The sequence below is a fragment of the Aureibaculum algae genome (assembly GCF_006065315.1).
In the GTDB taxonomy this organism is placed as follows: Bacteria; Bacteroidota; Bacteroidia; order Flavobacteriales; family Flavobacteriaceae; genus Aureibaculum; species Aureibaculum algae.
Genome location: NZ_CP040749.1, coordinates 1474769 through 1497500, shown reverse-complemented (window position 1 = coordinate 1497500; position 22732 = coordinate 1474769). Strand labels below are relative to the sequence as shown.

Below are 22732 nucleotides of genomic sequence, written 5' to 3'. Positions count from 1 at the left end.
GGCTTCTAAGGCTACAAAACATGTCATATCTTTCATAATAAAAAGATAAGCGGAAAGCCTGCTTCCTGAAACCTGAGAGTTACTTACACTGTTTTTAGTGTTGTGTTATGGATTAAACCGTCATCCTTCTATGTTACCAATATATAAAATGTATACAATTGCATTACATATGAGGGTTTTTAGGTTACAAAACGCTTTATATCATTCATAGTAAAAAGATAAATCGGAAAGTCTGTTACCTGAAACCTGAGAATTACTTACACTGTTTTTAGTGTTGTGTTATGGATTAAACCGTCATCCTTCTATGTTACCAATATATATAATGTATACAATTGTATTAAATATGGGCTTTTTAGGCTACAAAACGCGTCATATCCTTCATAATAAAAAGATACAGCGGAAAGCCTACTGTCATAAACTCGAGAATTAGTTACACTGTTTATGGTGTTGTGTTAAGGATTAAAGCGTCATCCTTTTTATGTTACCATTATATATAATGTATACAATTGCAATAAATATGGAGTTTTTAGATTACAAAAAGCTTCTTATCATTCCTAATAAAAAGATACAGCCAAGCCTGCCCCTAAAACCTGAGAATAACATTTATAACACATACCTTATATATATATGTAGATAGACTTACCTAAACGAAAAGTTATTAGTAATGGTTTTAGGGAACACCCAAATAATAAATGACATTATATTGTACAAGAATGTCTTTTCTAATATCTTTGTAAACTTATTTACCTTATATATATGATTAAAATTACATTACCCGATGGTTCAATTAAGGAAGTTGCTAAAAATAGCACTCCAATGGATGTTGCCAAAAGTATCAGTGAAGGCTTTGCTAGAAACGTTATTTCTGCTAAATTTAATAATGTAACTGTTGAAACTTCAACAGAACTTACTGAAGATGGCTCATTACTTTTATATACATGGAAGGATTCTGAAGGAAAAAAAGCATTTTGGCATTCTTCAGCTCACCTTTTAGCTCAGGCCATACTTAATTTTTATCCTAACGCAAAACTTACTATTGGTCCTGCTATTGAAAATGGATTCTATTATGACATTGATTTTGGTGATGAAACTTTATCTGACAATGACTTTAAGAAGATAGAAGATAAAATGATTGAATTTGCACGTCAAAAATTTGAATTCAAATTACGTGCGATATCAAAAGCTGATGCCTTACAATACTATAAGGAACAACATAATGAATTTAAGGTTGAGTTAATTGAAAATTTAACTGATGGTGAGATTACCTTTTGTGATCATGCCGACTTTACGGATTTATGTCGTGGTGGTCATATCCCAAATACAGGTTTTATTAAAGCTGTAAAAATAATGAGTGTTGCGGGAGCGTATTGGAGAGGTGATGAAAAGAATAAGCAATTGACTCGTGTTTATGGAATTTCTTTTCCTAAACAAAAAGAGCTTACTGAGTATTTACATTTACTTGAAGAAGCAAAAAAACGTGATCATAGAAAATTAGGTAAGGAACTTGAGCTTTTTACTTTTTCACAAAAAGTTGGGCAAGGTTTACCTTTATGGTTACCAAAAGGAGCTGCTTTGCGTGAAAGATTAGAAAACTTTCTAAAGAAAGCACAAAAGAAAGCAGGTTATGAAATGGTGATAACTCCGCATATTGGGCAAAAAGAGTTGTATGTAACATCGGGCCATTATGCTAAGTATGGTGAAGATAGTTTCCAACCGATACATACCCCTAAAGAAGATGAAGAGTTTTTGTTAAAACCTATGAATTGCCCACATCATTGTGAAATTTTCAATACCAAACCTTATTCTTATAAAGACTTACCAAAACGTTTTGCTGAATTTGGTACTGTGTATAGGTATGAGCAAAGTGGAGAATTGCACGGATTAACTCGTGTAAGAGGTTTTACACAAGATGATGCTCATATTTTTTGTACCCCTGAGCAATTAGACCAGGAATTTAAAAATGTTATCGATCTCGTATTATATGTATTCAGTTGTTTAGGATTTGAAAACTTTTCTACACAAGTTTCTATTAGAGATATGGATAACTTAGATAAGTACATTGGTGATGTTGAAACTTGGGAAATAGCAGAGCAAGCAATAATTAATGCTGCTAAAGATAAAGGATTAGATTATGTTATTGTAGAAGGTGAAGCAGCTTTTTATGGGCCGAAATTAGACTTTATGGTTAAAGATGCTCTAGGAAGAAGCTGGCAATTGGGAACCATTCAGGTCGACTATAATTTACCGAAACGCTTTGATTTGACCTATAAAGGAGCTGACAACCAATTACATAGACCTGTAATGATACATAGAGCACCATTTGGATCTATGGAAAGGTTTATTGCTTTATTATTAGAACACACAGGAGGCAACTTTCCACTGTGGCTTATGCCTGAGCAAGTTATTTTATTGCCAATCAGTGAGAAATATGAAAAATATAGCAAAAAAGTTTTACAATTGCTGGAAAATTACGAAATTCGCGGCTTGATAGATGATAGAAATGAAAAGACGGGTAAAAAGATTAGAGACGCTGAAGTAACTAAAATTCCGTTTATGATTATCATTGGAGAAGATGAAGAAAATACCGAAACAATATCTGTGAGAAAACACGGAGGTGAAGATTTAGGAAAAATGACCATAGAAGAGTTTTCTTCCTTGGTAAGTAAAGAAATAAATAGTACATTACAGGAGTTTAAGTTTAATTAAAAATTTACAGTCATAGCAATACGTAGAAAAGGGGGTAGAAAACCTTGGAGAATACAAAAAGAAGATGCACATCGCATAAACGGTAACATTCGAGCTCAAGAAGTTCGTTTAGTTGGAGATAACGTAGAAGTAGGAGTTTATCCTTTAGCTCAAGCAAAGAAAATTGCTGAAGAGCTAGAATTAGATCTTGTGGAGATATCTCCCAATGCATCTCCGCCCGTTTGTAAGGTAATAGACTACAAGAAGTTTTTATACGAACAGAAAAAACGCGAAAAAGCTTTAAAAGCAAAAGCGAGTAAAGTTGTAATGAAAGAAATCCGTTTTGGTCCGAATACTGACGATCATGATTACGATTTCAAAAAGAAACATGCTATTAAGTTTTTAAGCGAAGGTGCTAAACTTAAGGCATATGTATTTTTTAAAGGTAGATCTATTGTTTACAAAGATCAAGGTGAAATTTTATTATTAAAATTAGCCACTGACTTAGAGGAGTACGGAAAGGTAGAGCAATTACCACGATTAGAAGGTAAGCGAATGACAATGTTCATTGCACCTAAAAAGAAATAGTTTCTTTTCAATTGCAAAATCACAGAGTTTAGAAAGTAAGTAAGAATAAATATAAAAGTAGGAGACAATGCCTAAAATGAAAACAAAATCTAGTGCCAAAAAACGCTTTAAGCTAACTGGTTCTGGTAAAATTAAAAGAAAGCACGCTTTTAAGAGTCATATATTGACTAAAAAATCTAAAAAGCGTAAGCTTAAATTAACACATTCAGGATTAGTACATAAGGCTGATAAAATGAACGTGTTGAAAATGTTAAAATTAAAATAAACTTAATCGCAAGTTAAGTTTATAGGTAATTATTATAAACCATGTATTAGTGCCTAAAAAATGTCTCAATAAAATAGAGACTGCCTGATACAAAAAACAATTAAAATTATGCCAAGATCGGTAAATTCAGTAGCTAAAAGAGCTCGTAGAAAAAAAATATTAAAACAAGCAAAAGGTTATTTTGGAAGACGTAAAAACGTTTACACAGTAGCTAAAAACGCGGTAGAAAAAGCAATGTCTTATTCTTACCGTGATAGAAAAAACAATAAACGTAACTTTAGAGGATTGTGGATTCAGCGTATTAATGCTGGTGCACGTCAACATGGAATGTCTTATTCTCAATTTATGGGTAAAGTAAAAGCCAATAATATTGAGTTAAACAGAAAAGTATTGGCTGATTTAGCAATGAATCATCCTGATGCTTTTAAAGCAGTTGTAGATAAAGTTAAATAAATAACAATATTCTTACTTATTAAAAATCCCGTACTTACGTTCGGGATTTTTTTTTGTTTCAATTGTATATTTATTGCTATTATTAAAGCACAAATTAAATCTCTAAATTAACGATAGCTTCTTCAAGAAGCTTAATTTTGTATTAAAATTATAATAATGGATTTATCTAAAGTAAAACTAGTAGTGACTGATATGGACGGCACATTGTTAAATGCCAATCACGAGGTTAGTTCTCGTTTCTTCACCCTATACGAACAATTAAAAGGTTATATTCATTTCGTTGCCGCAAGTGGAAGGCAATACCAAAGTATGACTTCTAAATTAGAAACGATAAAGGATGATATTACTATAATAGCAGAAAATGGTGGTATTGCTATGCAAGGTAAAACAGAAATAATGTTGACCCACTTACCTAATAAAAAAATACAACAACTCATTCCTTTGATACGTCAAATTGTGGGTGGGTATATTGTACTATGCGGTAAAAGAAGAGCGTATATTGAAACTGAAGATCAATCATTCATTTCGCTATTTGACGAGTTTTATAATACCTATGAAATTGTTAATGATCTAACTAAAATAACTAATGATGAGATTCTTAAAATTGCCGTTTACCATTTTAATTCTTCAGAAACATTTTTATATCCTAAACTGAAACATCTAGAAAATGATTTGAAAATTAAAGTATCGGGGCAAAACTGGTTAGATATCTCAGATTTAAATGCTAACAAAGGTTATGCCCTTAGTCATTTACAACAAAGTATGGGAGTTACTAAAGATGAAACTATGGTTTTTGGCGATTACAACAATGATTTGGAAATGCTTGAATTGGCACATTTTAGTTATGCCATGGAAAATGCTCACCCGAATGTAAAGGAGGTTGCTAATTTTTTAACGAAAAGTAATAAAGAACAAGGAGTAGAAATAGTTTTAGAACAATTACTACAAGCAAAGTTAAAGAGTAATGTTAGGCATTAGACCTCACAATACAAAGTATCAATTCCCAAAAGCAGTTATAACAATTGATCTTGAATTAGCATGATTACGATGCTCACAAAGGTATATACCTTGCCAAATTCCCAAATTTAATTTCCCATCAGTTATAGGAATTTGTACTGAAGCTCCTAATAGTGATGCTTTAATATGAGCTGGCATATCATCAGTACCTTCATAGGTATGTCTATAGAATGGTGCATTTTCTGGGACTGTTTTATTAAAATGACTTTCAAAATCTTGTCTTACGGTTGGGTCTGCATTTTCATTAATCGTTAAACTTGCCGAAGTATGTTTTATAAATACCTGTAACAATCCAATTTTTATTTGCTTAAACTCAGGAAACTCTTGAACAACTATATCTGTAATGATATGAAAACCCCGCTTTTTAGGAGGTAACATAAGTTCTTTTTGATAGGTTTTCATAGCCAGTATTTTGATTTCATTAATATAAAAATATTAACTTAATTATTGGGTTGTTGGGCACATTATTTATTTGTGCTAAAATTACACTTATAATATTTTTCTTATTAGACATTTAATTCTTAAATTCACACATATAAATAAATTACAAGAATAAAATTTTTACTATTTTTTGAAACTAGACGAAAAAATAAAAAAAGCAATCGCACATTTAAATCCAGATTTAATATCTGAAATAATGAAGTTCGCTACCATAAAAACCATTCCAAAAGACACAGAAATTCTAAGAGAAGGGCAATACGTAACGGTTATACCCATAGTATTAGATGGTTTAATCAAAGTATTTACAAGACATGAAGATAAAGAGTTACTTCTATATTATATAAAGCCCAATGAAAGCTGCATTATGTCATTTGCTGCCAGTTTAACTAATGTGCCTATTAAAGTGTTTGCTACTGTAGAGGAAAACACTACTGCAATGTTATTTCCTGTTGATAAAATATTAGGTTGGACAAAGCAATTTCCTGATATTAATACTTTATTTTTTCAACAATACAATCAGAGATATAATGAATTAATAGACATTATACATCAAGTTTTATTTGATAAAATGGATAAAAGATTGTTTAAATACTTACAGGATAAAAAAGTAGTGACACATAAAAACCCTATTAAAATATCTCATCGGCAAATTGCAAATGAATTAGGTACCGCAAGAGAAGTGATTAGCAGAGTTATGAAGAAACTTGAAAACGAAGGCAAACTAAAACAACAAACAAATGGGATTAAAATTTTATAGCAGTGACTAAAGTTACTGCATAGGTTATAAATATCATTGATTTTTGTAACAGAATGTATAATTGACAGTTCGTCTTCAATAAGAATAAAATATCCTTAAGTAATTAATCATTTCAATAATTATTTTATGACAAAAAATTTAGGTAATATTGATAGAATTATCAGAATCATAATTTTTATTGTAATGACAACTCTTCACTTCTCCAAAACAGTTACAGGTACTATTGGGTTAATTCTATTACTTTTGGGAGGAATAGCATTGTTATCAAGCTTAGTGAGTTTTAGTCCTGTTTACGAAATTTTTGGTATTTCAACTTACAAAGAAAAGGATTTGAAATAACACTAAACAAAAAAAATGCCCATCTTGGATGGGCATTTTTTTTGTTTAGTATTATAAATTGTCATACTCCCCTAGCCCTTTAGTAAACCTTTCTGGATCTGCTGCTAAATGGTAACGTGGGTCGTCTATATCTTCTACAATAACCTCTCTAAATTTAGGATTCGATTTGTAAAGAAGCTCTTTACAATCTTCACTTAAATGCTTTAGTTGAATTTGTTTACCAGCAGCCTCATACTTATTTACTAAATTAAATACAGCTTCTAGTGCAGAATGATCGCTAATACGCGATTCCACAAAATCTATTTCCACCTTTTCTGGATCATTTTTAACATCAAACTTATTGGTAAACTCCTGAATACTTCCAAAGAATAATGGTCCCCAGATTTCATATGTTTTTGTACCATCTACTTTCATACGTTTTCTGGCACGGATACGTTTGGCATTTTCCCAAGAAAAAACCAAGGCACTTACAATTACACCCGCTATTACTGCGATGGCTAAATCGAAAATTACGGTAAGCCCTGATACCAGAATTAGTACAATTAAATCACTTACCGGAATTTTATTTAAAATTCTAAAGCTAGACCAAGCAAACGTACCAATAACTACCATAAACATAACTCCAACTAAGGCTGCAATGGGAACTTGTTCAATTAAACCAGATGCGAATAAAATAAAACCTAACAAGGCCAATGCGGCTACAATACCTGACAATCTACCACGACCGCCTCCTTTTATATTTATAATAGATTGACCAATCATGGCACAACCTCCCATACCACCAAAAAATCCAGTAACTATATTTGCTCCACCTTGTGCTAAACATTCACGATTTGAATTCCCTCTAGTTTCAGTTAATTCATCAACCAAGTTTAAAGTCATAAGAGATTCTATTAAACCAATAGCGGCTAAAATCAATGCATAAGGGCCAATAAATACAAAGGTTTCCCAAGTAAATGGAACTTTATTAAATATATCGAATTGAAATTTAGGCAAACCACCTTTTAAACCTTCTCCTCCCCCATCGGCAATAAAACTACCTACTGTGGCAACATCTAATTTTCCGAAGATAGCAATTGCTGATACTACTAAAATTGCCACCAAACCATCAGGTATTTTTTTCGATATTTTAGGTAATCCAAACATTAATAACATGGTTAATAACACTAACCCAGACATCCACATTAATTCTTTACTAGGAATCCATTGCTTCGCAAATCCCTTTTTCTCAATTGAATATATAGCAGAATTTTCAAGGTTAAATTTCACCTCATTATTTGAAGCATCAAATACCTGACCATCACTTATATTATATCTTAAGGCATTGCTATCAGCATCTAATAACTGATTCTTATCTTTTACAAAGAGTAATTTACCAGTATTACCATCATAAACTTGATTATCGGTAATTGTCATAATTTTTTCTACCGACTCTGTCTTGATCATATTATTACCATAAATATCCTTTATGTTCTCCTTAAACATACCTAACTGAGACAAGAATATAACGATTGCCAGACCATTAACAAACCCCATCATTACAGGGTGAGGAATCAACCTAACAAATTTACCTAGTTTAAAAACACCCGCTAACATTTGTATAATACCCATTAAAATAACGGTAGCAAAAAGGTAATACAAGCCTAACTCTTCGTCTGGACTCCCCATGGCATTCCCTTTAGCAACCAACGTTACCATAACTACTGCTAATGCCCCTGTTGCTCCTGAAATCATACCCGGTCTACCTCCAAAAATGGCTGTAATTAATCCGATCATAAATGCTGCATACAGGCCCACTAAAGGATCAACACCTGCTACAAAGGCAAAAGCTACTGCTTCTGGAACCAGAGCTAATGCTACTGTAAGTCCACTTAAAATATCATTCTTTGCGTTCGCTGCTCTTTTTCTAATAAATTCAGTCATGGCTATAATTTTGAAGCGGCAAAAGTACAGTTAATCTAAAGATAGACAATAGTATATAGTAATATTTTCATTAAGTTTGACCTATAAAACATATTTAATGAAAAAAATCTATCTTCTTTTTTTATTTATTCACTTCTCCATTTTAGTGGTCAGTCAAACAAAAAATGATTTTATAACTGCCTTCGAAAAAAGTAACGGAACTGAAACGGCTACTTATAAACAAACAATCCAGTTTTATTCAAACATAGCAAATAGATATCCTGAAATACAGCTTCTAGAAATTGGCCAGACCGATTCTGGCAAACCATTACATATTGCTATTTTAAACCCTGATAAAGAGTTTGATTTTTTAGAGATAGAAAAAAACAAAACTGTATTACTTATAAATAATGGTATTCACCCTGGTGAAAGCGATGGTATAGATGCTACCATGATGCTTTATAGGGATATCGTTCAGGGTAAAATTAAAGCTCTTAAAAATGTAGTTTTGGTAACCATTCCTATTTATAATGTAGGTGGAAGTCTTAATAGAAATTCACATAGTAGAACGAACCAAAATGGTCCGAAGGCCTATGGTTTTAGAGGTAATGCTAGAAACTTTGACCTGAATAGAGATTTTATAAAAAATGACAGTAAAAACGCTAAAACGTTTGCAAAAATATATCATTTGGTTAATCCTGATGTTTTTATTGATAACCATGTTAGTAATGGTGCAGACTACCAATATTCACTTACGCACTTATTTACTCAACACAATAAATTAGGCGGTAGCTTGGGAAGCTACATACATTCTAAAATGATGCCTGAATTGGAGAAAAAACTTGCTAAAAAAAAATGGGATATTACCCCTTACGTAAATGTTTTTAATAGTACTCCTGAAAAAGGTTTTTCTCAATTTATGGATTACCCACGCTATTCTACTGGGTATACCACATTATTTAACACCTTAGGAATGATGGTAGAAACGCATATGTTAAAACCTTATAAACAACGTGTTGAGGGCACTTATGAATTAATGAAAAGTATGCTAGAGATTATGGAAGAAAACAGTACCGAAATTAAGGCCATACGACGGGATTATTATAAAACAATACTCAAGCAAAAAAACTATCCTCTAGATTGGGAAGTTGATACAACCCAGACTACTACATTAAACTTTAAGGGGTTTGAAGGTAAAATGATACCAAGTGAAATTACTGGAAAACTCAGGTTAAAATATGAGAGAAGTAAGCCATTTACTAAAAAAATTACTTACCAAAATTATTTTAAACCAAATGCAGAAATAGCAATTCCAAAAGGCTATATAATTCCACAAGCTTGGTATAGTGTTATTGATCTCTTAAAAATAAATAACATAAAAATGAAGGCTATTGCTAAAGACACCACATTTAGTGTAGAAGCATATCGTATTTTGGAATACAACACTAGGAAATCTGCATATGAAGGGCATTATCAACATTACAATACTTCAATTGAATCTAAAAGAAAAGATATGACTTTCAAATCTGGTGATTATTTAATCTACACCAATCAGCCTGGCGTTCGTTATTTATTAGAAACTTTAGAACCTCAAGGTCCTGATTCTTTTTTTAATTGGAACTTTTTTGATACCATTTTACAACAAAAAGAAGGCTTTTCCCCCTATGTTTGGGAAGATTTAGCCAAAGAAATATTAGATAATAATTCCGCCTTAAAAAAGACGTTTGAAGATAAAAGAGCGAACGATGATGATTTTGCAAACAATTGGTACGCACAATTAAAATGGATTCACACTCATAGTGATTATTATGAAAAAGCACATATGGAATATCCCATTTATCGATTTTAGTTGTTAGCGAAAAAGTTACATCCGATTGATTTTCGCTAGCTCCGCCTCTTCAAATGAATAAAGAAAAATATATATTATCCAAATTTCTTGTACTCGACACTAAATTACGCTCAGCATTTAACATTAACTGTCATAATTTTATTGCTACAAATTCGATTTAAAAAAGCAATTTTATATTCTTATAAGTGTTTTGTAAGGCTTTTTCCGTTTCAGTATCAGACAACCACACAACTTTTGTAATCCCTTCTTCTAATTGAGGAAAGAGTTCTCCTTTAAAATCAGAAGTCATTTTAAACCAATAACTAACTTTTAACACATATTTCTTTTTGTGTTTATAAATATGATAGGTTGTTTGTAATTGATGTGAAATTTTAAGCTTTTCAATACCGGTCTCCTCTTCCACCTCCCTAATAGCAGTCTCTTCAATAGTTTCACCTTTTTCAATTTTCCCTTTTGGTAAATCCCATTTATCATTTCTAAATATAAATAGCACTTCATTTTTATCATTAAAAACTTTTCCTCCACCAGCTTCAATAATTTTAAATGCAGATGTAAAATGTTGCCATAAACTATTAAAATCATCATTATATAGAAATACAGCTTCCATAGATCCCTGTTCCATTTTATCAATAATTGATAGTACATCAATATCGTTACTATGAAAAAAATGACTTTCAGATTGATACTTTACATCTGTAACCAAATTAATTGGGAAATTGTTAAAAAATACGGTCTTCATTAATTAATATTTTATTGAAATAATTGTTTAAATTTGTGCTTATGATTTTTGAAAAAAACAAAGCTAAAGAAACCGCTGAGTTCTTATTACAAATTAAGGCAATTAAACTCAGTCCAAAAAATCCTTTTACATGGGCATCTGGATGGAAGTCTCCTATTTATTGTGACAATAGGATTGCTTTATCGCATGTAAATGTTAGAACTTATATTAGAGAAGTTTTATCTAAAATAATAGATGAAAAATATGGTAAGCCAGATGCTATTGCTGGTGTTGCAACCGGTGCAATAGCCATTGGAGCATTAGTGGCACAAGAATTGGGGTTACCTTTTATATATGTACGACCAGAAGCAAAAAAACATGGTAGACAAAATCAAATAGAAGGTCAAATTGAAAAGCATCAATCTGTAGTAGTTGTTGAAGATTTAATAAGTACAGGTGGTAGCAGCCTAAAAGCTGTTGAAGCTTTACGTGAGCAACAAGTTAATGTAAAGGGTATGGTGGCCATATTTAGTTATGGTTTTGATGTTGCTGTTCAAAATTTTGCGGATGCAAATGTAGAATTAACAACGATAAGCGATTATGACACGTTAATTGAACAAGCAGTAGCAAGAGAATATGTCGCAGAAGAAGATCAATTTACGCTACAGCGATGGAGAATGAAACCAAGTGAATGGAATGGTTAGTACTCTTTAGAATAAAAATTTTAAATACGAAAAATGAATTTAGAAACAAATAAAGTAATAGTTAGTAAGACACAAGAAGAAATGTTTAATTTTTTAACTAAAGTTGAAAATTACGAACAAATTATGCCTGAGAATATTGATAAATTTGAAGTTAGTGAAGATTCTTTCTTATTTTCTTTAAAGGGTATGCCAGAAATACGATTAAAACTTCAAGAGCAAGTAGCTTCAAATAAAGTTGTGTTAGGATCTACAAGTGATAAATTTCCATTTACCTTAACTGGAAATATTGTTAAAATTGACGATAATTCAAGTGAAGTTCAACTGTTATTTGATGGACAATTTAACCCAATGGTGGCTATGATGATTAAAAGCCCTATTCAAAAATTTATTACCACATTAACTGAAAATATTGAAAAATTATAATTGAATTAAATAAATTTAATTTCTTTTAGACCAAATTCTTTAAGACTTTCATCTTCTAATTCAACAATTAAATTTCCCATTAGTGAAGTTCCAATTATTCTTCCTAAAAATTCCTGATCATCTGCATTTTTAAACATAGACGGAACACCATTTCTGTATAAGATAGATTCGTATTGACTTTTTATCTTTTTAAACTCATGTTTTCTAACCCCTATGATTTGATATTGGATTTCTAATAATAGTTTTTCTAACAGTTCATCCCTATCAATGGTTCTATTTAAAATTCGCTTTAATGAAGTGGCATTTGACAAATCATCAGAAAAGTTTTCTTGATTTACATTTAAACCAATTCCTACAATTGCGTAATTCACGTTAGAACTTTTTAAAACACATTCTGATAGAACACCACATATTTTCTTGCCGGCTGACAAAATGTCGTTCGGCCATTTTACAGATAATTTTTCAGGTATATAATATCTCAACACATTATAGATGGCAATTGAGATGCTATAATTTAACATAAACTGATGGACTACTTTTAACTCATCAAACCTTATTAAAACACTAAACGTAAGGTTCTTACCTTCTTCAGAAGACCATTGATTATCTCCTTGCCCTTTACCCTTGTGCTGCTTTTCTGCAACAACAACGGTGGCATCCTTAACATAAGATTGCTTCATTAATTCTCTTAAATAAGAATTTGTAGAATCTATGGCACCAACTTTGACTATCTTCATATATATGCAAATATAACAATATGTACTTATCCTTTTTGTTAAAAAACAAAATGTGAAGATGAGTTCATCACTAATGATAAAATTAATACATTTGCATCAAAATTATAAAGGCAGTTAATGACGAAAAATAAAGTTAGTACCGATCAGTTAATTTCAGAGATACTTAACGGCATAGATAAGGTTAAGGGTGCAAAAGTTAACATTTTAGATTTAAGAGATATTGAAAATACAGTTTCAGACTATTTTATAGTTTGTGAAGGTGGTTCAAACACACAAGTAAATGCAATTTCAGGCTCGGTACAAAAAACGGTCAGTAAAGCCTTAAAAGAAAATCCATGGCACATCGAAGGTGAGGCTAACGCAGAATGGATTTTATTAGATTATGTAAATGTTGTAGTTCATGTTTTTCAAAAACATATCAGAGAATTTTATGACATTGAGAGCTTGTGGGGTGATGCTAAAATCACGACTATAGAAGCTTAAAAACAAACAATAACAATTTTAGAACGCATCAATGAGTAAGGATAAAAAGAACAACAATAAGAAGCCCTTTAAAGAGTTTAAATTTAAATTCAATTTTTACTGGGTTTACGGTATTTTATTTGCCTTAATAATAGGTTATCAATTTTTTAATAGCTCAGAACTAGCTACTAGTAAATTAACTGAAAATGAATTTAATGAAATATTAAAGGAAAATGACGTTGAAAAAGTTGTTATCGTTAACAACGATGTAGCACAGGTTTTTATTAAAGCTGAAGCTTTACAAAAAGAGAAATACAAAGATAAAACTAAGAGTCCTTTCTATAACGCGAAAGATCCTTTATATGTTTTTGACTTTGGTGATTTACAAAATTTCGAAAAAGACTTAAGTACGAATAAAGCCGAGTATAAATTAGATTTTGACACTAATAATACTACAGAAACAAGTGTTTGGGATGGTATTTTTATGTGGCTTCCTTTTATCTTTATAATCGCCATTTGGATCTTTATTATGAGACGTATGTCAGGATCTGGTGGTGGAGGTGGACCCGGTGGTCAAATTTTTAATATTGGAAAATCAAAGGCTAAATTATTTGATCAAGATCAAAAAGTTCAAACTTCTTTTAAAGATGTAGCCGGACTTGAAGGTGCAAAAGAAGAAGTTCAAGAAATAGTTGATTTCCTAAAAAACCCTGATAAATACACCAAATTAGGTGGTAAAATTCCTAAAGGAGCCTTATTAGTAGGCCCTCCAGGTACAGGTAAAACATTATTGGCAAAAGCCGTTGCTGGTGAAGCCAAAGTTCCTTTCTTTTCATTGTCAGGTTCAGATTTTGTTGAAATGTTTGTAGGTGTAGGAGCATCTCGTGTAAGAGATTTGTTTAAACAAGCGGCTCAAAAATCACCATCAATTATATTTATTGATGAAATTGATGCCATTGGTAGAGCAAGAGGTAAAAATAATTTTTCAGGTGGAAATGATGAGCGTGAAAACACGTTGAATCAATTATTAACGGAAATGGATGGTTTCGGTACAGATGTTAATGTTATTGTATTAGCTGCTACAAACCGTGCTGACGTATTAGATAAGGCTTTAATGCGTGCAGGTAGATTTGATAGACAAATTTATGTTGACCTACCTGATATGAATGAACGTAAAGAAATTTTTGAAGTTCATATTAGACCTTTGAAAATGTCAAAAGATGTTGATATTGAATTCTTAGCTAAGCAGACCCCTGGTTTCTCTGGTGCTGATATTGCTAATGTTTGTAATGAAGCTGCTTTAGTAGCGGCGAGACAAGATAAAAAGGCAGTACATCATCAAGATTTCTTAGATGCCGTTGATAGAATTGTTGGTGGTTTAGAAAAGAAAAACAAAATAATGACCCAAAAAGAAAAGAAAACTATCGCTTTTCATGAAGCCGGTCATGCAACAGTGAGTTGGACATTAGAACATGCTGCTCCCTTAGTAAAAGTAACCATTGTACCAAGAGGCCAATCATTAGGGGCTGCCTGGTATTTACCAGAAGAACGGATGATTGTTCAAACAGAACAAATGTTAGATGAAATGTGTGCAACCTTGGGTGGTAGAGCCGCTGAAAAATTAATTTTCGGTAAAATTTCTACTGGAGCTTTAAGTGATCTTGAAAAAATCACAAAACAGGCGAGAGCAATGATTACAGTTTATGGTTTAAGTGAAAAAATAGGTAACATTACGTATTACGATTCTTCAGGACAATCAGATTATAATTTCTCAAAACCATACAGTGAAGAAACTGCAGTGTTGATTGACCAAGAGATTTCTCACTTGATTGAGACACAATACAAAAGAGCCATTCAAATTCTTACTGAACATAAAGAAGAGTTGACGACATTAGCGGAACTTCTATTAGAAAAAGAAGTGATATTTGGTGATGATTTAGTAAAAATACTGGGTGAAAGACCGTTTGCAAAAGAACCGTTAGCCGTTAGTAAAGCTAAAAAGGATTTACAAAAAAAAGAAGCCAAAAAAGCAGTAGAAGAAGTTAAAGACGAAAAAGATGTGAACAATGAGGGTGAGATTTCAACAGAATTAGCGTAATCGTTTCTTAAATATATAATTTTGAGAAACTCTCTAAGTAAATGAATCTTTTTAAAAAATTTTTTAGCTCGTCACATGGAAATGACCTAGATAATACTACTTCTAAAACAACAGTTTTAGATGTAGCTGGATTAGATGAAACTTTTGTCCATAACTTTATAGAAAAAGGTGGTAAATTTTTATACTGTGCAAATCAAGAAGAGGTCAATCAACATTTATCAAATATTATTAAAGAAAATAGTTGGGAAAATGTAGTTTGTTTTGATAATGATTTAAAGAAGATTTTAACTATTGTTGATAGTGATAACACCTCTACCATCAATAAACAATATCCATTTTTTACGTACTGTGAACATTTACTCTCTGATGAAGGGAGTATATTGTTTTCTTCAAAACAAGTTCATTATCATAAAATTGTTGAATTACCAGACTATTTTATCGTATTTGCAAAAACCAGTCAAATGGTGAAAGACAAAAGAGAAGGGTTAATGGGTATTAGACAAACGTATGAAAAAAATTTTCCTACAAACATTAGTTCTATAAAAAGTTATGTTCCTGAAAAAGTGGATGATGATTTTTTAAGCTTTGGTAATAATAATGCAAAAAACTTATATTTGCTATTACTAGAAGATTTATAACATGCGAGAAATTGTTGTCAGAGCATTATCAGGCATAATTTACGTTGCTTTAGTTATTGGTAGTATACTTTATGCTAAAGAATCTTTCTATGCCGTTTTTTACATCTTTATGATGTTATGTCTTTATGAATTTAAAAATTTAATTCATCTTAGTTATAAATGGACCTTTGTTGTAGCAACCTTAATTTATCTTAATTATATTGAAACCCCTACGCTGGTTTCTAAATACCTACACTTTTTACTCATCACGAGTTTATTTGTGCCTGTCATCTATCAACTATTTATATCGAAAATAACACTAACGTCTAGTAAACTAGGACATTACTTTTTAGCATTGGCATATATTGCCTTGCCTTTTGCAATGCTAATACAAGTTCCTTTTATTAATGGTGAATACCATCCAAAAATTATTTTAAGTGTTTTTGTTTTAATTTGGATTAGTGATACTTTTGCGTATTTAGTGGGCAGTACTATTGGTAAAACAAAATTATACAAAAAAGTATCTCCAAACAAAACTGTTGAAGGTGCCTTAGGGGGGATGGTAGCAGCTTTAATTGGCGGCTATATCATCTCATTATACTTAACTAATATTGCACTAATTCATTGGATAATAATTGCTTTTATTGTCTTTGGTTTTGGACTTTTAGGCGACTTAATAGAGTCTAAATTTAAAAGAGAAGCAGGCATTAAAGATAGTAGCAATTTTATACCTGGACATGGTGGATTTTTAGATCGACTAGATAGTATTATTTTTGCTGCACCTTTCGTTTACGTATATTTACATATCATCACTTAATTATTATAAAAAATGTTTCATAAAGAAGGATATAAAATAATCATGATTTCTATGCTTATTTTTGCTGGTATTATTTTATTAGTGGATAACCTCATTCATGTTGAATGGTTAAGAACTTCCATTATGGTTCTTTTTTTAATTCTGTTTGTTTTAATACTACAGTTTTTTAGAAACCCTAAAAGACACACTGTAGAAAATGACAATCAAATCATTGCTGCTGTAGATGGGAAGGTTGTCGTTATTGAAGAAGTCGAAGAAAACGAATTTTTTAAAGATAAACGTAGACAGATTTCTATATTTATGTCACCTTTGAATGTACATGTAACGAGATACCCTATTGGTGGTAAAATAATTTATAGTAAATACCATCCTGGTAAGTATCTAGTGGCTTGGCATCCAAAATCATCGACAGATAATGAGAGAACAACAGTCGTCGTTGAAAATAGAACAGTTGGTAAAATTTTGTTTCGGCAAATAGCTGGTGCCATGGCAAGACGGATTGTTAATTATGCCAAAGAGAATGATAATGCCGTACAAGGTGCCGATTCCGGATTTATTAAATTTGGATCTAGAGTAGATATTTTTGTACCATTAGATATGAAAATTAATGTATCTATAAATGATAAAGTTAAAGGAGGAGAAACCGTAATAGCAACTTATGTCTAAACTTGATGAAAGATTTATAGCTGCCTTTGATATTGCCTCGGCGATGACACAAAAAATTCCACCAGACACTATGCTAATGTTTTATGCCTATTATAAGCAAGCAACAAAAGGTGGTAATTTTAAGCAACCTACTGAAGGTATTCCTCTAAAAAATGCCTTTAAACTAAATGCATGGTTTCAAATTAAAAATTTAAGTATTGATGAAGCCAAAGAAAAATATATTGAATTAGTTGAAAAAATAACAAATCAAAAAATAAATTAATATGAATCTAACAAAGAAGTTATCCGTAGTATTTTTAGGTGCAGTACTTAGTATAAGTGCTATTTCTTGCAAAAAAGAAGTTAAAAAAGAAGTACCTGCAAAATTTTCTATTGAATCTAAAACCATCACTGTAAATTGGACTGGTTATAAAACTACTGATAAAGTAGCGGTACATGGTGTTTTTCAAGAAATTACACTTGGTAATGTTAAGAATGATACCACAGCTGTGGGTGCTTTAGATGGCACTACATTTGACATACCAGTGAGCAGTTTATTTTCTAAGGATTCTATTAGAGATTCAAAATTAAAAACGTTGTTTTTTGGAGTAATGGATGCTACTGTATCTTTAACAGGTACTTTAAACTTAAAACAAGACGGTACAGGTAACGTAGATCTAAAAATGAATGGTGTACAGCATAAAGTTCCTGTTACTTATACTTCAAGTGGTCAATTAGTTGAATTAGAAGGTTCATTGAATTTAGAAGATTTTAAAGCTCAATCTGCTTTAGAATCTATAAGTAAAGCATGTTTTGATTTGCATAAGGGCCCTGATGGAGTAAGCAAAACATGGAGCGAAGTAGGAATTAGTGCAGCAATATATTTGAAAAAAGAGTGATCTATTTTAAAACAAAAAAAATGCACTTAGATAATTATTATCTAAGTGCATTTTTTTTTAAACTGTTTATCCTACTGGTTTAATAATTTTCCATATCAAAGCTCCTAAAATACCACCAATGATTGGTGCTACAATAAACAGCCACAATTGAGTTAACGCAAGTCCTTGTACAAATAAAGCAGGTCCGATACTACGTGCAGGATTTACTGAAGTTCCTGAAATAGGAATGCCCACAATATGTATCATAGTTAAAGCCAATCCAATAGCAATTCCCGCAAATTTAACATTGGCATCCTTATGTGTAACACCAAAAATAACTAATAAAAAAATTGCTGTTAAAACCACTTCTGCTATAAATGCAGATTGCATGTTGTACCCATTAGGAGACCCTGTGCCATATCCATTTTGTCCTAATCCATTTATTGCAATATCATAATCAGCATGACCACCAGCAATTAAGAATAATACCCCAGCACCCAAAATAGCACCTATAATCTGGAAAATAATATAACCGCCAGCATCTTTGGCATTAATTTTTCCTGCAAAGAGCATACCCACTGTAATAGCGGGATTAATGTGACAACCTGATACAGGTCCAATGGCATAGACCATCGCTAAAACTGCAATACCGAATGCAAATGCTATACCTAAAAAACCGACATCTCCGCCGGAAATTACTGCACTACCACAGCCAATAAAAACCAGAACAAATGTTCCGAACATTTCTGCTAAATAATTTTTCATATTGTATAAAGTTTAGTTAGGAACCCGATTTTCAATAGTAAATTTCATTTAAAATCGGGCTCATCGTTTTGATAAATATACTAAATATTTTCTTGGCTATTAAAATTCATTGAATTTGAGTACCTTTGTAGAAAATAATTTTTATGAAACTTTTACTCCTTACATTAGGGCTGTTAGCCTTAGCTTTTGCCGGAATTGCTATTAAGATTTGGGCCAAAAAAGATGGTAAATTTGCAGGTACATGTGCTAGTCAAAATCCAATATTAAATGAAAATGGTGATTCTTGTGGTTTTTGCGGTAAATCACCTGATCAATTTGACACTTGTAAAGAACCTCAACATAGCTAATGTTATCCTTTTTATATGTAATTTTTATTTTGAGTGTTGTTGCTCAACTATTCTATTTTTACATATTTAGTAAATTTACTTTTTCAAAACAAGAAGTAACCAACATACAACGATTAAAATTTTCGGTAATTATCTGTGCCCGAAATGAAGCTGATAATTTAAAGCTACATTTAGAAAAAGTACTTACACAGAGATACCTAGATTTTGAAGTAATTGTTGTTAATGATGCTTCTTCAGATACTACTTCTGCCCTACTTGAAGAATATCAAATAAGATTTCGTCATCTCAAAATTATTGAAATAAAAGCTAGTGAGGATTATTCTGGCAACAAAAAGAATGCGATTACTAAAGGCGTTGAGGCGGCAAAATATGAATATCTTTTATTTACTGATGCTGATTGCGAACCTGCTTCAACACATTGGATTTCAGAAATGGCATCTCAATTCAGTGATCGTAAAAAAATAGTGTTGGGATATGGTGCTTATAAAAAAATATCCAATTCCTTTTTGAATAAAATTATCCGTTATGAGACATTGATAACGGCGGTCCAGTATTTTTCCTACACAAAAATGGATATGCCTTATATGGGAGTAGGTAGAAATTTAGCCTATAAAAAAAGTCTATTTACCGAGGTCAATGGACTTGAAAGCCATGCCAATATTAAATCGGGAGATGATGACCTCTTTATCAATGAAGTTGCTAATCAAAAAAACACAACTATTTGTTTTACAAAACAAAGTTTTACCATTTCAGAACCGAACACAACATTTAAAAGTTGGTTCAATCAAAAAAGAAGGCATACCACCACTGCTAACTACTATAAACCTATTCATAAAGCTTTATTAGGTGTTTATTATATTTCTCAACTCTCATTTTGGTTACTCACAATAATATTGTTGGCTTATGCGTTAATTGGACAACTGGAAATTTGGATTGTAATCTTATTAATGCTCTTACGACTACTTATACAATATATTATTATTGGAAAAGCTGCCGAAAAACTCAATGAAAAAGATTTGATTCCTTGGTTTCCAATACTAGATATTTATTTAGTTTTTATTCAATTCATAATATTTATTAGAAACTTAAAAGGAAAACCCAACGCTTGGTAAAAAAGACGGAAAATATTATTGATAGCATCAACAAAGCAAAACAAGGAGATGAAACTTCTTATACGTTTTTGCTTAATATGTTTTGGAAAGACATTTATCGTTTCATTCTCAACAAAACAAATGACGAAAATGAGGCGGAAGATGTCACCATCAGAACTTTTTCGAAAGCATTTGATAAAATTGATACATTTGACGAAAATTACGAGTTCAAAACATGGCTACTTTCCATTGCCAATAACTTGTTTATTGACCAACTACGTAAAAAAAAGACAGAAACAATTTCTATTGACAAAAAAAATTCTGAAGCGTATAAAATAGAAGATGCAGAGCCAACGCCTGATGACCTTTTAATAATAGAACAAAATTTAGCACAATTACTAGCCTTTATAAAACAGCTAAAACCTCATTATCAAGAAATTATAAACCTTCGTTTTTTTCAAGAAATGAGCTATAAGGAAATGGTTATAGAACTTAATGAACCCATGAGTACGATTAAAGTTAAGTTATTACGAGCTAAAAAATTATTGGCCGAAATTATTAACTCCGCAAAGTCATAATACAATCAACACGTATCAATTCGCCAACATCTTAATAGTATCATTTTAAATTTGCTTTAGTGCTGTATTAATTAATACGGGATAGGCATTAAAAAAAAATCACTATTTTCACAAAAGCAAACTACAATTCTGTGAAATATTATTGACATGTTTCGTGCGGTTGGCACAAGCAATCAAAAAAAGAATTGGCAAAATATCAACCCCTTGAGACTATTTTTAAACCATGAATAAAAGTTGGCTAAAAAAACTAGGCCCTGGTTTGCTATTTGCCGGTGCCGCAATAGGCGTTTCTCATTTAGTGCAATCAACACGAGCTGGAGCCGATTTCGGATTTGGACTTATATGGGCAATACTTTTAGTTAACCTTTTTAAATATCCTTTTTTTCAATATGGGCCACGTTATGCGACTGCAACTGGAGAAAGTTTAATTGATGGCTATAAGAGACTTGGCAAAGGTGTTTTGATTGTATATTATATTCTTACACTAACAACAATGTTTACCATACAAGCTGCCGTTACGATAGTAACTGCAGGGTTAGCTGCAAATCTATTTGGCATTACCCCAGATGTTACCCTATGGAGTATAATCATAACGCTGATTTGTTTAACCACATTGTTAATTGGTAAATACAAACTACTTGATAACTTAATTAAGGTTATTATTGTTATACTCACCGTAAGTACCTTAATAGCGTTTGGGGTTGCCATTTTTAACACCAACAAGACTGTTAGTTTTACTCAAATCATCCCTGAAGGAGCATTAGAAATTGGTTTTCTAATTACTTTTTTAGGATGGATGCCTGCTCCGCTAGATATTTCCACTTGGCACTCCCTATGGGCATTGGAAAAGCAAAAGGATGGAAACAATACATATAACACGAAGCAATCCATATTCGACTTTAACATTGGTTATATAGGTACAACAATTTTAGCTTTTTGTTTTTTAGGTTTGGGAGCTTTGCTTATGTACCAATCTGGTAGTGAATTTAGCAGTAGTGCAGGTGTTTTCGCACAACAAATAATTGGTCTATATACAGAAACTTTAGGTTCACATACAGCTATCTTTATTGGTATTGCCGCCTTTACTACAATGTTGAGCACAACACTAACAACGCTAGATGCTTCGCCTCGTGCTATGGAAAGATCATCAGTATTATTATTTAATAAAAAAACGAAGCTAACTTATAATTTCTGGATTATCATACTTTCAGCAGGTACCATGATTATCTTATTCTATTTTATTTCCAATATGATAACCTTAGTTAAAATTGCAACCATCCTATCTTTTTTAACGGCTCCATTTTATGCTATTGCTAATTTTATGTTGATTTCGGGTAAGCATACTCCAAAAGAATGGCATCCGTCAATCGGAATGAAAATAGTAAGCTATTTGGGTATTGTATTCCTTATCGGATTTAGTGTGTGGTATCTTTTTAATCTATAACCCCAATTTAAATGCCAACGGTTGTATGGAAAAATGGATTAACATGCCCTTTACAGAATATTCCAAATATCCTTAAGTTTAAAATTGAATTCGTAACTTTGCATTCCATAAA

The 22732-nt window shown here is 31.7% G+C and carries 26 protein-coding genes; 21 read left to right on the top strand and 5 right to left on the bottom strand.

Annotated elements, in window-relative coordinates; translation table 11 throughout:
• The first annotated feature begins 756 nt into the window (after nucleotides 1–756).
• The 5 genes from thrS (at nucleotide 757) to FF125_RS05980 (ending at nucleotide 4969) form a co-directional block, all read left to right on the top strand.
• Nucleotides 757–2706 carry a threonine--tRNA ligase gene (thrS, locus tag FF125_RS06000; protein ID WP_138948920.1) on the top strand — a complete coding sequence of 650 codons (1950 nt, stop codon included), beginning with the start codon at nucleotides 757–759 and terminating at the stop codon, nucleotides 2704–2706.
• 51 nt (nucleotides 2707–2757) lie between these two features.
• Entirely contained in the window at nucleotides 2758–3273 is a 516-nt protein-coding gene (gene infC, locus FF125_RS05995; protein WP_262710565.1) for a translation initiation factor IF-3, read from the top strand.
• 67 nt (nucleotides 3274–3340) lie between these two features.
• Nucleotides 3341–3538, top strand: coding sequence for a 50S ribosomal protein L35 (rpmI, locus tag FF125_RS05990; RefSeq protein ID WP_138948918.1), 198 nt, complete (start codon nucleotides 3341–3343; stop codon nucleotides 3536–3538).
• Nucleotides 3539–3646: 108 nt separating this feature from the next.
• The gene (gene rplT / locus FF125_RS05985) at nucleotides 3647–3991 is read left to right on the top strand and encodes a 50S ribosomal protein L20 (protein WP_117885274.1); all 345 of its coding nucleotides are present in this window, start codon (nucleotides 3647–3649) and stop codon (nucleotides 3989–3991) included.
• A 156-nt stretch (nucleotides 3992–4147) separates the two neighbouring features.
• Complete coding sequence (locus tag FF125_RS05980; protein ID WP_138948917.1) at nucleotides 4148–4969, top strand: HAD family hydrolase; 822 nt, start codon at nucleotides 4148–4150, stop codon at nucleotides 4967–4969.
• An 18-nt stretch (nucleotides 4970–4987) separates the two neighbouring features.
• Here FF125_RS05980 and FF125_RS05975 read toward each other — a convergent pair whose 3' ends face one another.
• Nucleotides 4988–5410: a secondary thiamine-phosphate synthase enzyme YjbQ gene (locus FF125_RS05975; RefSeq protein WP_138948916.1), complete on the bottom strand. Its 423-nt coding sequence runs from the start codon at nucleotides 5408–5410 to the stop codon at nucleotides 4988–4990.
• A 169-nt stretch (nucleotides 5411–5579) separates the two neighbouring features.
• On the opposite strand from FF125_RS05975, the gene FF125_RS05970 reads away from it, so the two are divergent.
• Nucleotides 5580–6206, top strand: coding sequence for a Crp/Fnr family transcriptional regulator (locus tag FF125_RS05970; protein WP_250629690.1), 627 nt, complete (start codon nucleotides 5580–5582; stop codon nucleotides 6204–6206).
• A 126-nt stretch (nucleotides 6207–6332) separates the two neighbouring features.
• The gene (locus FF125_RS05965) at nucleotides 6333–6545 is read left to right on the top strand and encodes a YgaP-like transmembrane domain (RefSeq protein WP_138948915.1); all 213 of its coding nucleotides are present in this window, start codon (nucleotides 6333–6335) and stop codon (nucleotides 6543–6545) included.
• A gap of 51 nt (nucleotides 6546–6596) precedes the next feature.
• On the opposite strand, the gene FF125_RS05960 is transcribed toward FF125_RS05965, so the two are convergent.
• A complete protein-coding gene (locus tag FF125_RS05960; RefSeq protein ID WP_138948914.1) occupies nucleotides 6597–8468 on the bottom strand; it encodes a SulP family inorganic anion transporter in 1872 nt (623 codons plus the stop codon).
• 97 nt (nucleotides 8469–8565) lie between these two features.
• On the opposite strand from FF125_RS05960, the gene FF125_RS05955 reads away from it, so the two are divergent.
• Nucleotides 8566–10296 (top strand): M14 family metallopeptidase, encoded by a 1731-nt coding sequence (locus FF125_RS05955; protein WP_138948913.1) that lies wholly within the window; start codon nucleotides 8566–8568, stop codon nucleotides 10294–10296.
• A gap of 157 nt (nucleotides 10297–10453) precedes the next feature.
• Here the strand turns inward: FF125_RS05955 and FF125_RS05950 are convergent, their stop codons facing one another.
• Nucleotides 10454–11035 (bottom strand): NUDIX hydrolase, encoded by a 582-nt coding sequence (locus tag FF125_RS05950; protein WP_138948912.1) that lies wholly within the window; start codon nucleotides 11033–11035, stop codon nucleotides 10454–10456.
• 41 nt (nucleotides 11036–11076) lie between these two features.
• On the opposite strand from FF125_RS05950, the gene pyrE reads away from it, so the two are divergent.
• Nucleotides 11077–11718, top strand: coding sequence for an orotate phosphoribosyltransferase (gene pyrE / locus FF125_RS05945; RefSeq protein ID WP_138948911.1), 642 nt, complete (start codon nucleotides 11077–11079; stop codon nucleotides 11716–11718).
• Between the two features lie 33 nt (nucleotides 11719–11751).
• Nucleotides 11752–12141 (top strand): SRPBCC family protein, encoded by a 390-nt coding sequence (locus FF125_RS05940; RefSeq protein WP_138948910.1) that lies wholly within the window; start codon nucleotides 11752–11754, stop codon nucleotides 12139–12141.
• A gap of 5 nt (nucleotides 12142–12146) precedes the next feature.
• Here the strand turns inward: FF125_RS05940 and FF125_RS05935 are convergent, their stop codons facing one another.
• Nucleotides 12147–12878, bottom strand: a complete 732-nt coding sequence (locus tag FF125_RS05935; protein ID WP_138948909.1) for a biotin--[acetyl-CoA-carboxylase] ligase — start codon at nucleotides 12876–12878, stop codon at nucleotides 12147–12149.
• Between the two features lie 117 nt (nucleotides 12879–12995).
• Here FF125_RS05935 and rsfS point away from each other — a divergent pair, with 117 nt between their 5' ends.
• Genes rsfS through FF125_RS05900 form a run of 7 tightly spaced genes read left to right on the top strand, consistent with a single transcriptional unit; the run spans nucleotide 12996 to nucleotide 18416 of the window.
• Nucleotides 12996–13361 (top strand): ribosome silencing factor, encoded by a 366-nt coding sequence (rsfS, locus tag FF125_RS05930; protein ID WP_117885255.1) that lies wholly within the window; start codon nucleotides 12996–12998, stop codon nucleotides 13359–13361.
• A gap of 31 nt (nucleotides 13362–13392) precedes the next feature.
• A complete protein-coding gene (gene ftsH, locus FF125_RS05925) occupies nucleotides 13393–15438 on the top strand; it encodes an ATP-dependent zinc metalloprotease FtsH (RefSeq protein WP_138948908.1) in 2046 nt (681 codons plus the stop codon).
• A 41-nt stretch (nucleotides 15439–15479) separates the two neighbouring features.
• A complete protein-coding gene (locus FF125_RS05920; RefSeq protein ID WP_138948907.1) occupies nucleotides 15480–16076 on the top strand; it encodes a hypothetical protein in 597 nt (198 codons plus the stop codon).
• 1 nt (nucleotide 16077) lies between these two features.
• A complete protein-coding gene (locus FF125_RS05915) occupies nucleotides 16078–16872 on the top strand; it encodes a phosphatidate cytidylyltransferase (protein WP_138948906.1) in 795 nt (264 codons plus the stop codon).
• A 12-nt stretch (nucleotides 16873–16884) separates the two neighbouring features.
• Entirely contained in the window at nucleotides 16885–17538 is a 654-nt protein-coding gene (locus FF125_RS05910; RefSeq protein ID WP_138948905.1) for a phosphatidylserine decarboxylase family protein, read from the top strand.
• Entirely contained in the window at nucleotides 17531–17800 is a 270-nt protein-coding gene (locus tag FF125_RS05905; RefSeq protein ID WP_138948904.1) for an acyl-CoA-binding protein, read from the top strand. Before FF125_RS05910 ends, FF125_RS05905 begins: the two co-directional genes overlap by 8 nt.
• Before the next feature lies 1 nt (nucleotide 17801).
• Nucleotides 17802–18416 carry a YceI family protein gene (locus FF125_RS05900; protein ID WP_138948903.1) on the top strand — a complete coding sequence of 205 codons (615 nt, stop codon included), beginning with the start codon at nucleotides 17802–17804 and terminating at the stop codon, nucleotides 18414–18416.
• A 66-nt stretch (nucleotides 18417–18482) separates the two neighbouring features.
• Here the strand turns inward: FF125_RS05900 and aqpZ are convergent, their stop codons facing one another.
• Entirely contained in the window at nucleotides 18483–19160 is a 678-nt protein-coding gene (aqpZ, locus tag FF125_RS05895) for an aquaporin Z (protein ID WP_138948902.1), read from the bottom strand.
• Nucleotides 19161–19303: 143 nt separating this feature from the next.
• On the opposite strand from aqpZ, the gene FF125_RS05890 reads away from it, so the two are divergent.
• The 4 genes from FF125_RS05890 to FF125_RS05875 all read left to right on the top strand — a co-directional run bounded on the left by FF125_RS05890 (nucleotide 19304) and on the right by FF125_RS05875 (nucleotide 22620).
• Entirely contained in the window at nucleotides 19304–19507 is a 204-nt protein-coding gene (locus FF125_RS05890) for a membrane or secreted protein (protein WP_138948901.1), read from the top strand.
• Nucleotides 19507–20619, top strand: coding sequence for a glycosyltransferase (locus tag FF125_RS05885; protein ID WP_138948900.1), 1113 nt, complete (start codon nucleotides 19507–19509; stop codon nucleotides 20617–20619). Before FF125_RS05890 ends, FF125_RS05885 begins: the two co-directional genes overlap by 1 nt.
• Nucleotides 20613–21176, top strand: a complete 564-nt coding sequence (locus FF125_RS05880; RefSeq protein ID WP_138948899.1) for an RNA polymerase sigma factor — start codon at nucleotides 20613–20615, stop codon at nucleotides 21174–21176. The genes FF125_RS05885 and FF125_RS05880 overlap by 7 nt, the downstream gene beginning before the upstream one ends.
• Nucleotides 21177–21399: 223 nt before the next feature.
• Nucleotides 21400–22620: an Nramp family divalent metal transporter gene (locus FF125_RS05875; RefSeq protein WP_138948898.1), complete on the top strand. Its 1221-nt coding sequence runs from the start codon at nucleotides 21400–21402 to the stop codon at nucleotides 22618–22620.
• Nucleotides 22621–22732: the final 112 nt, after the last annotated feature.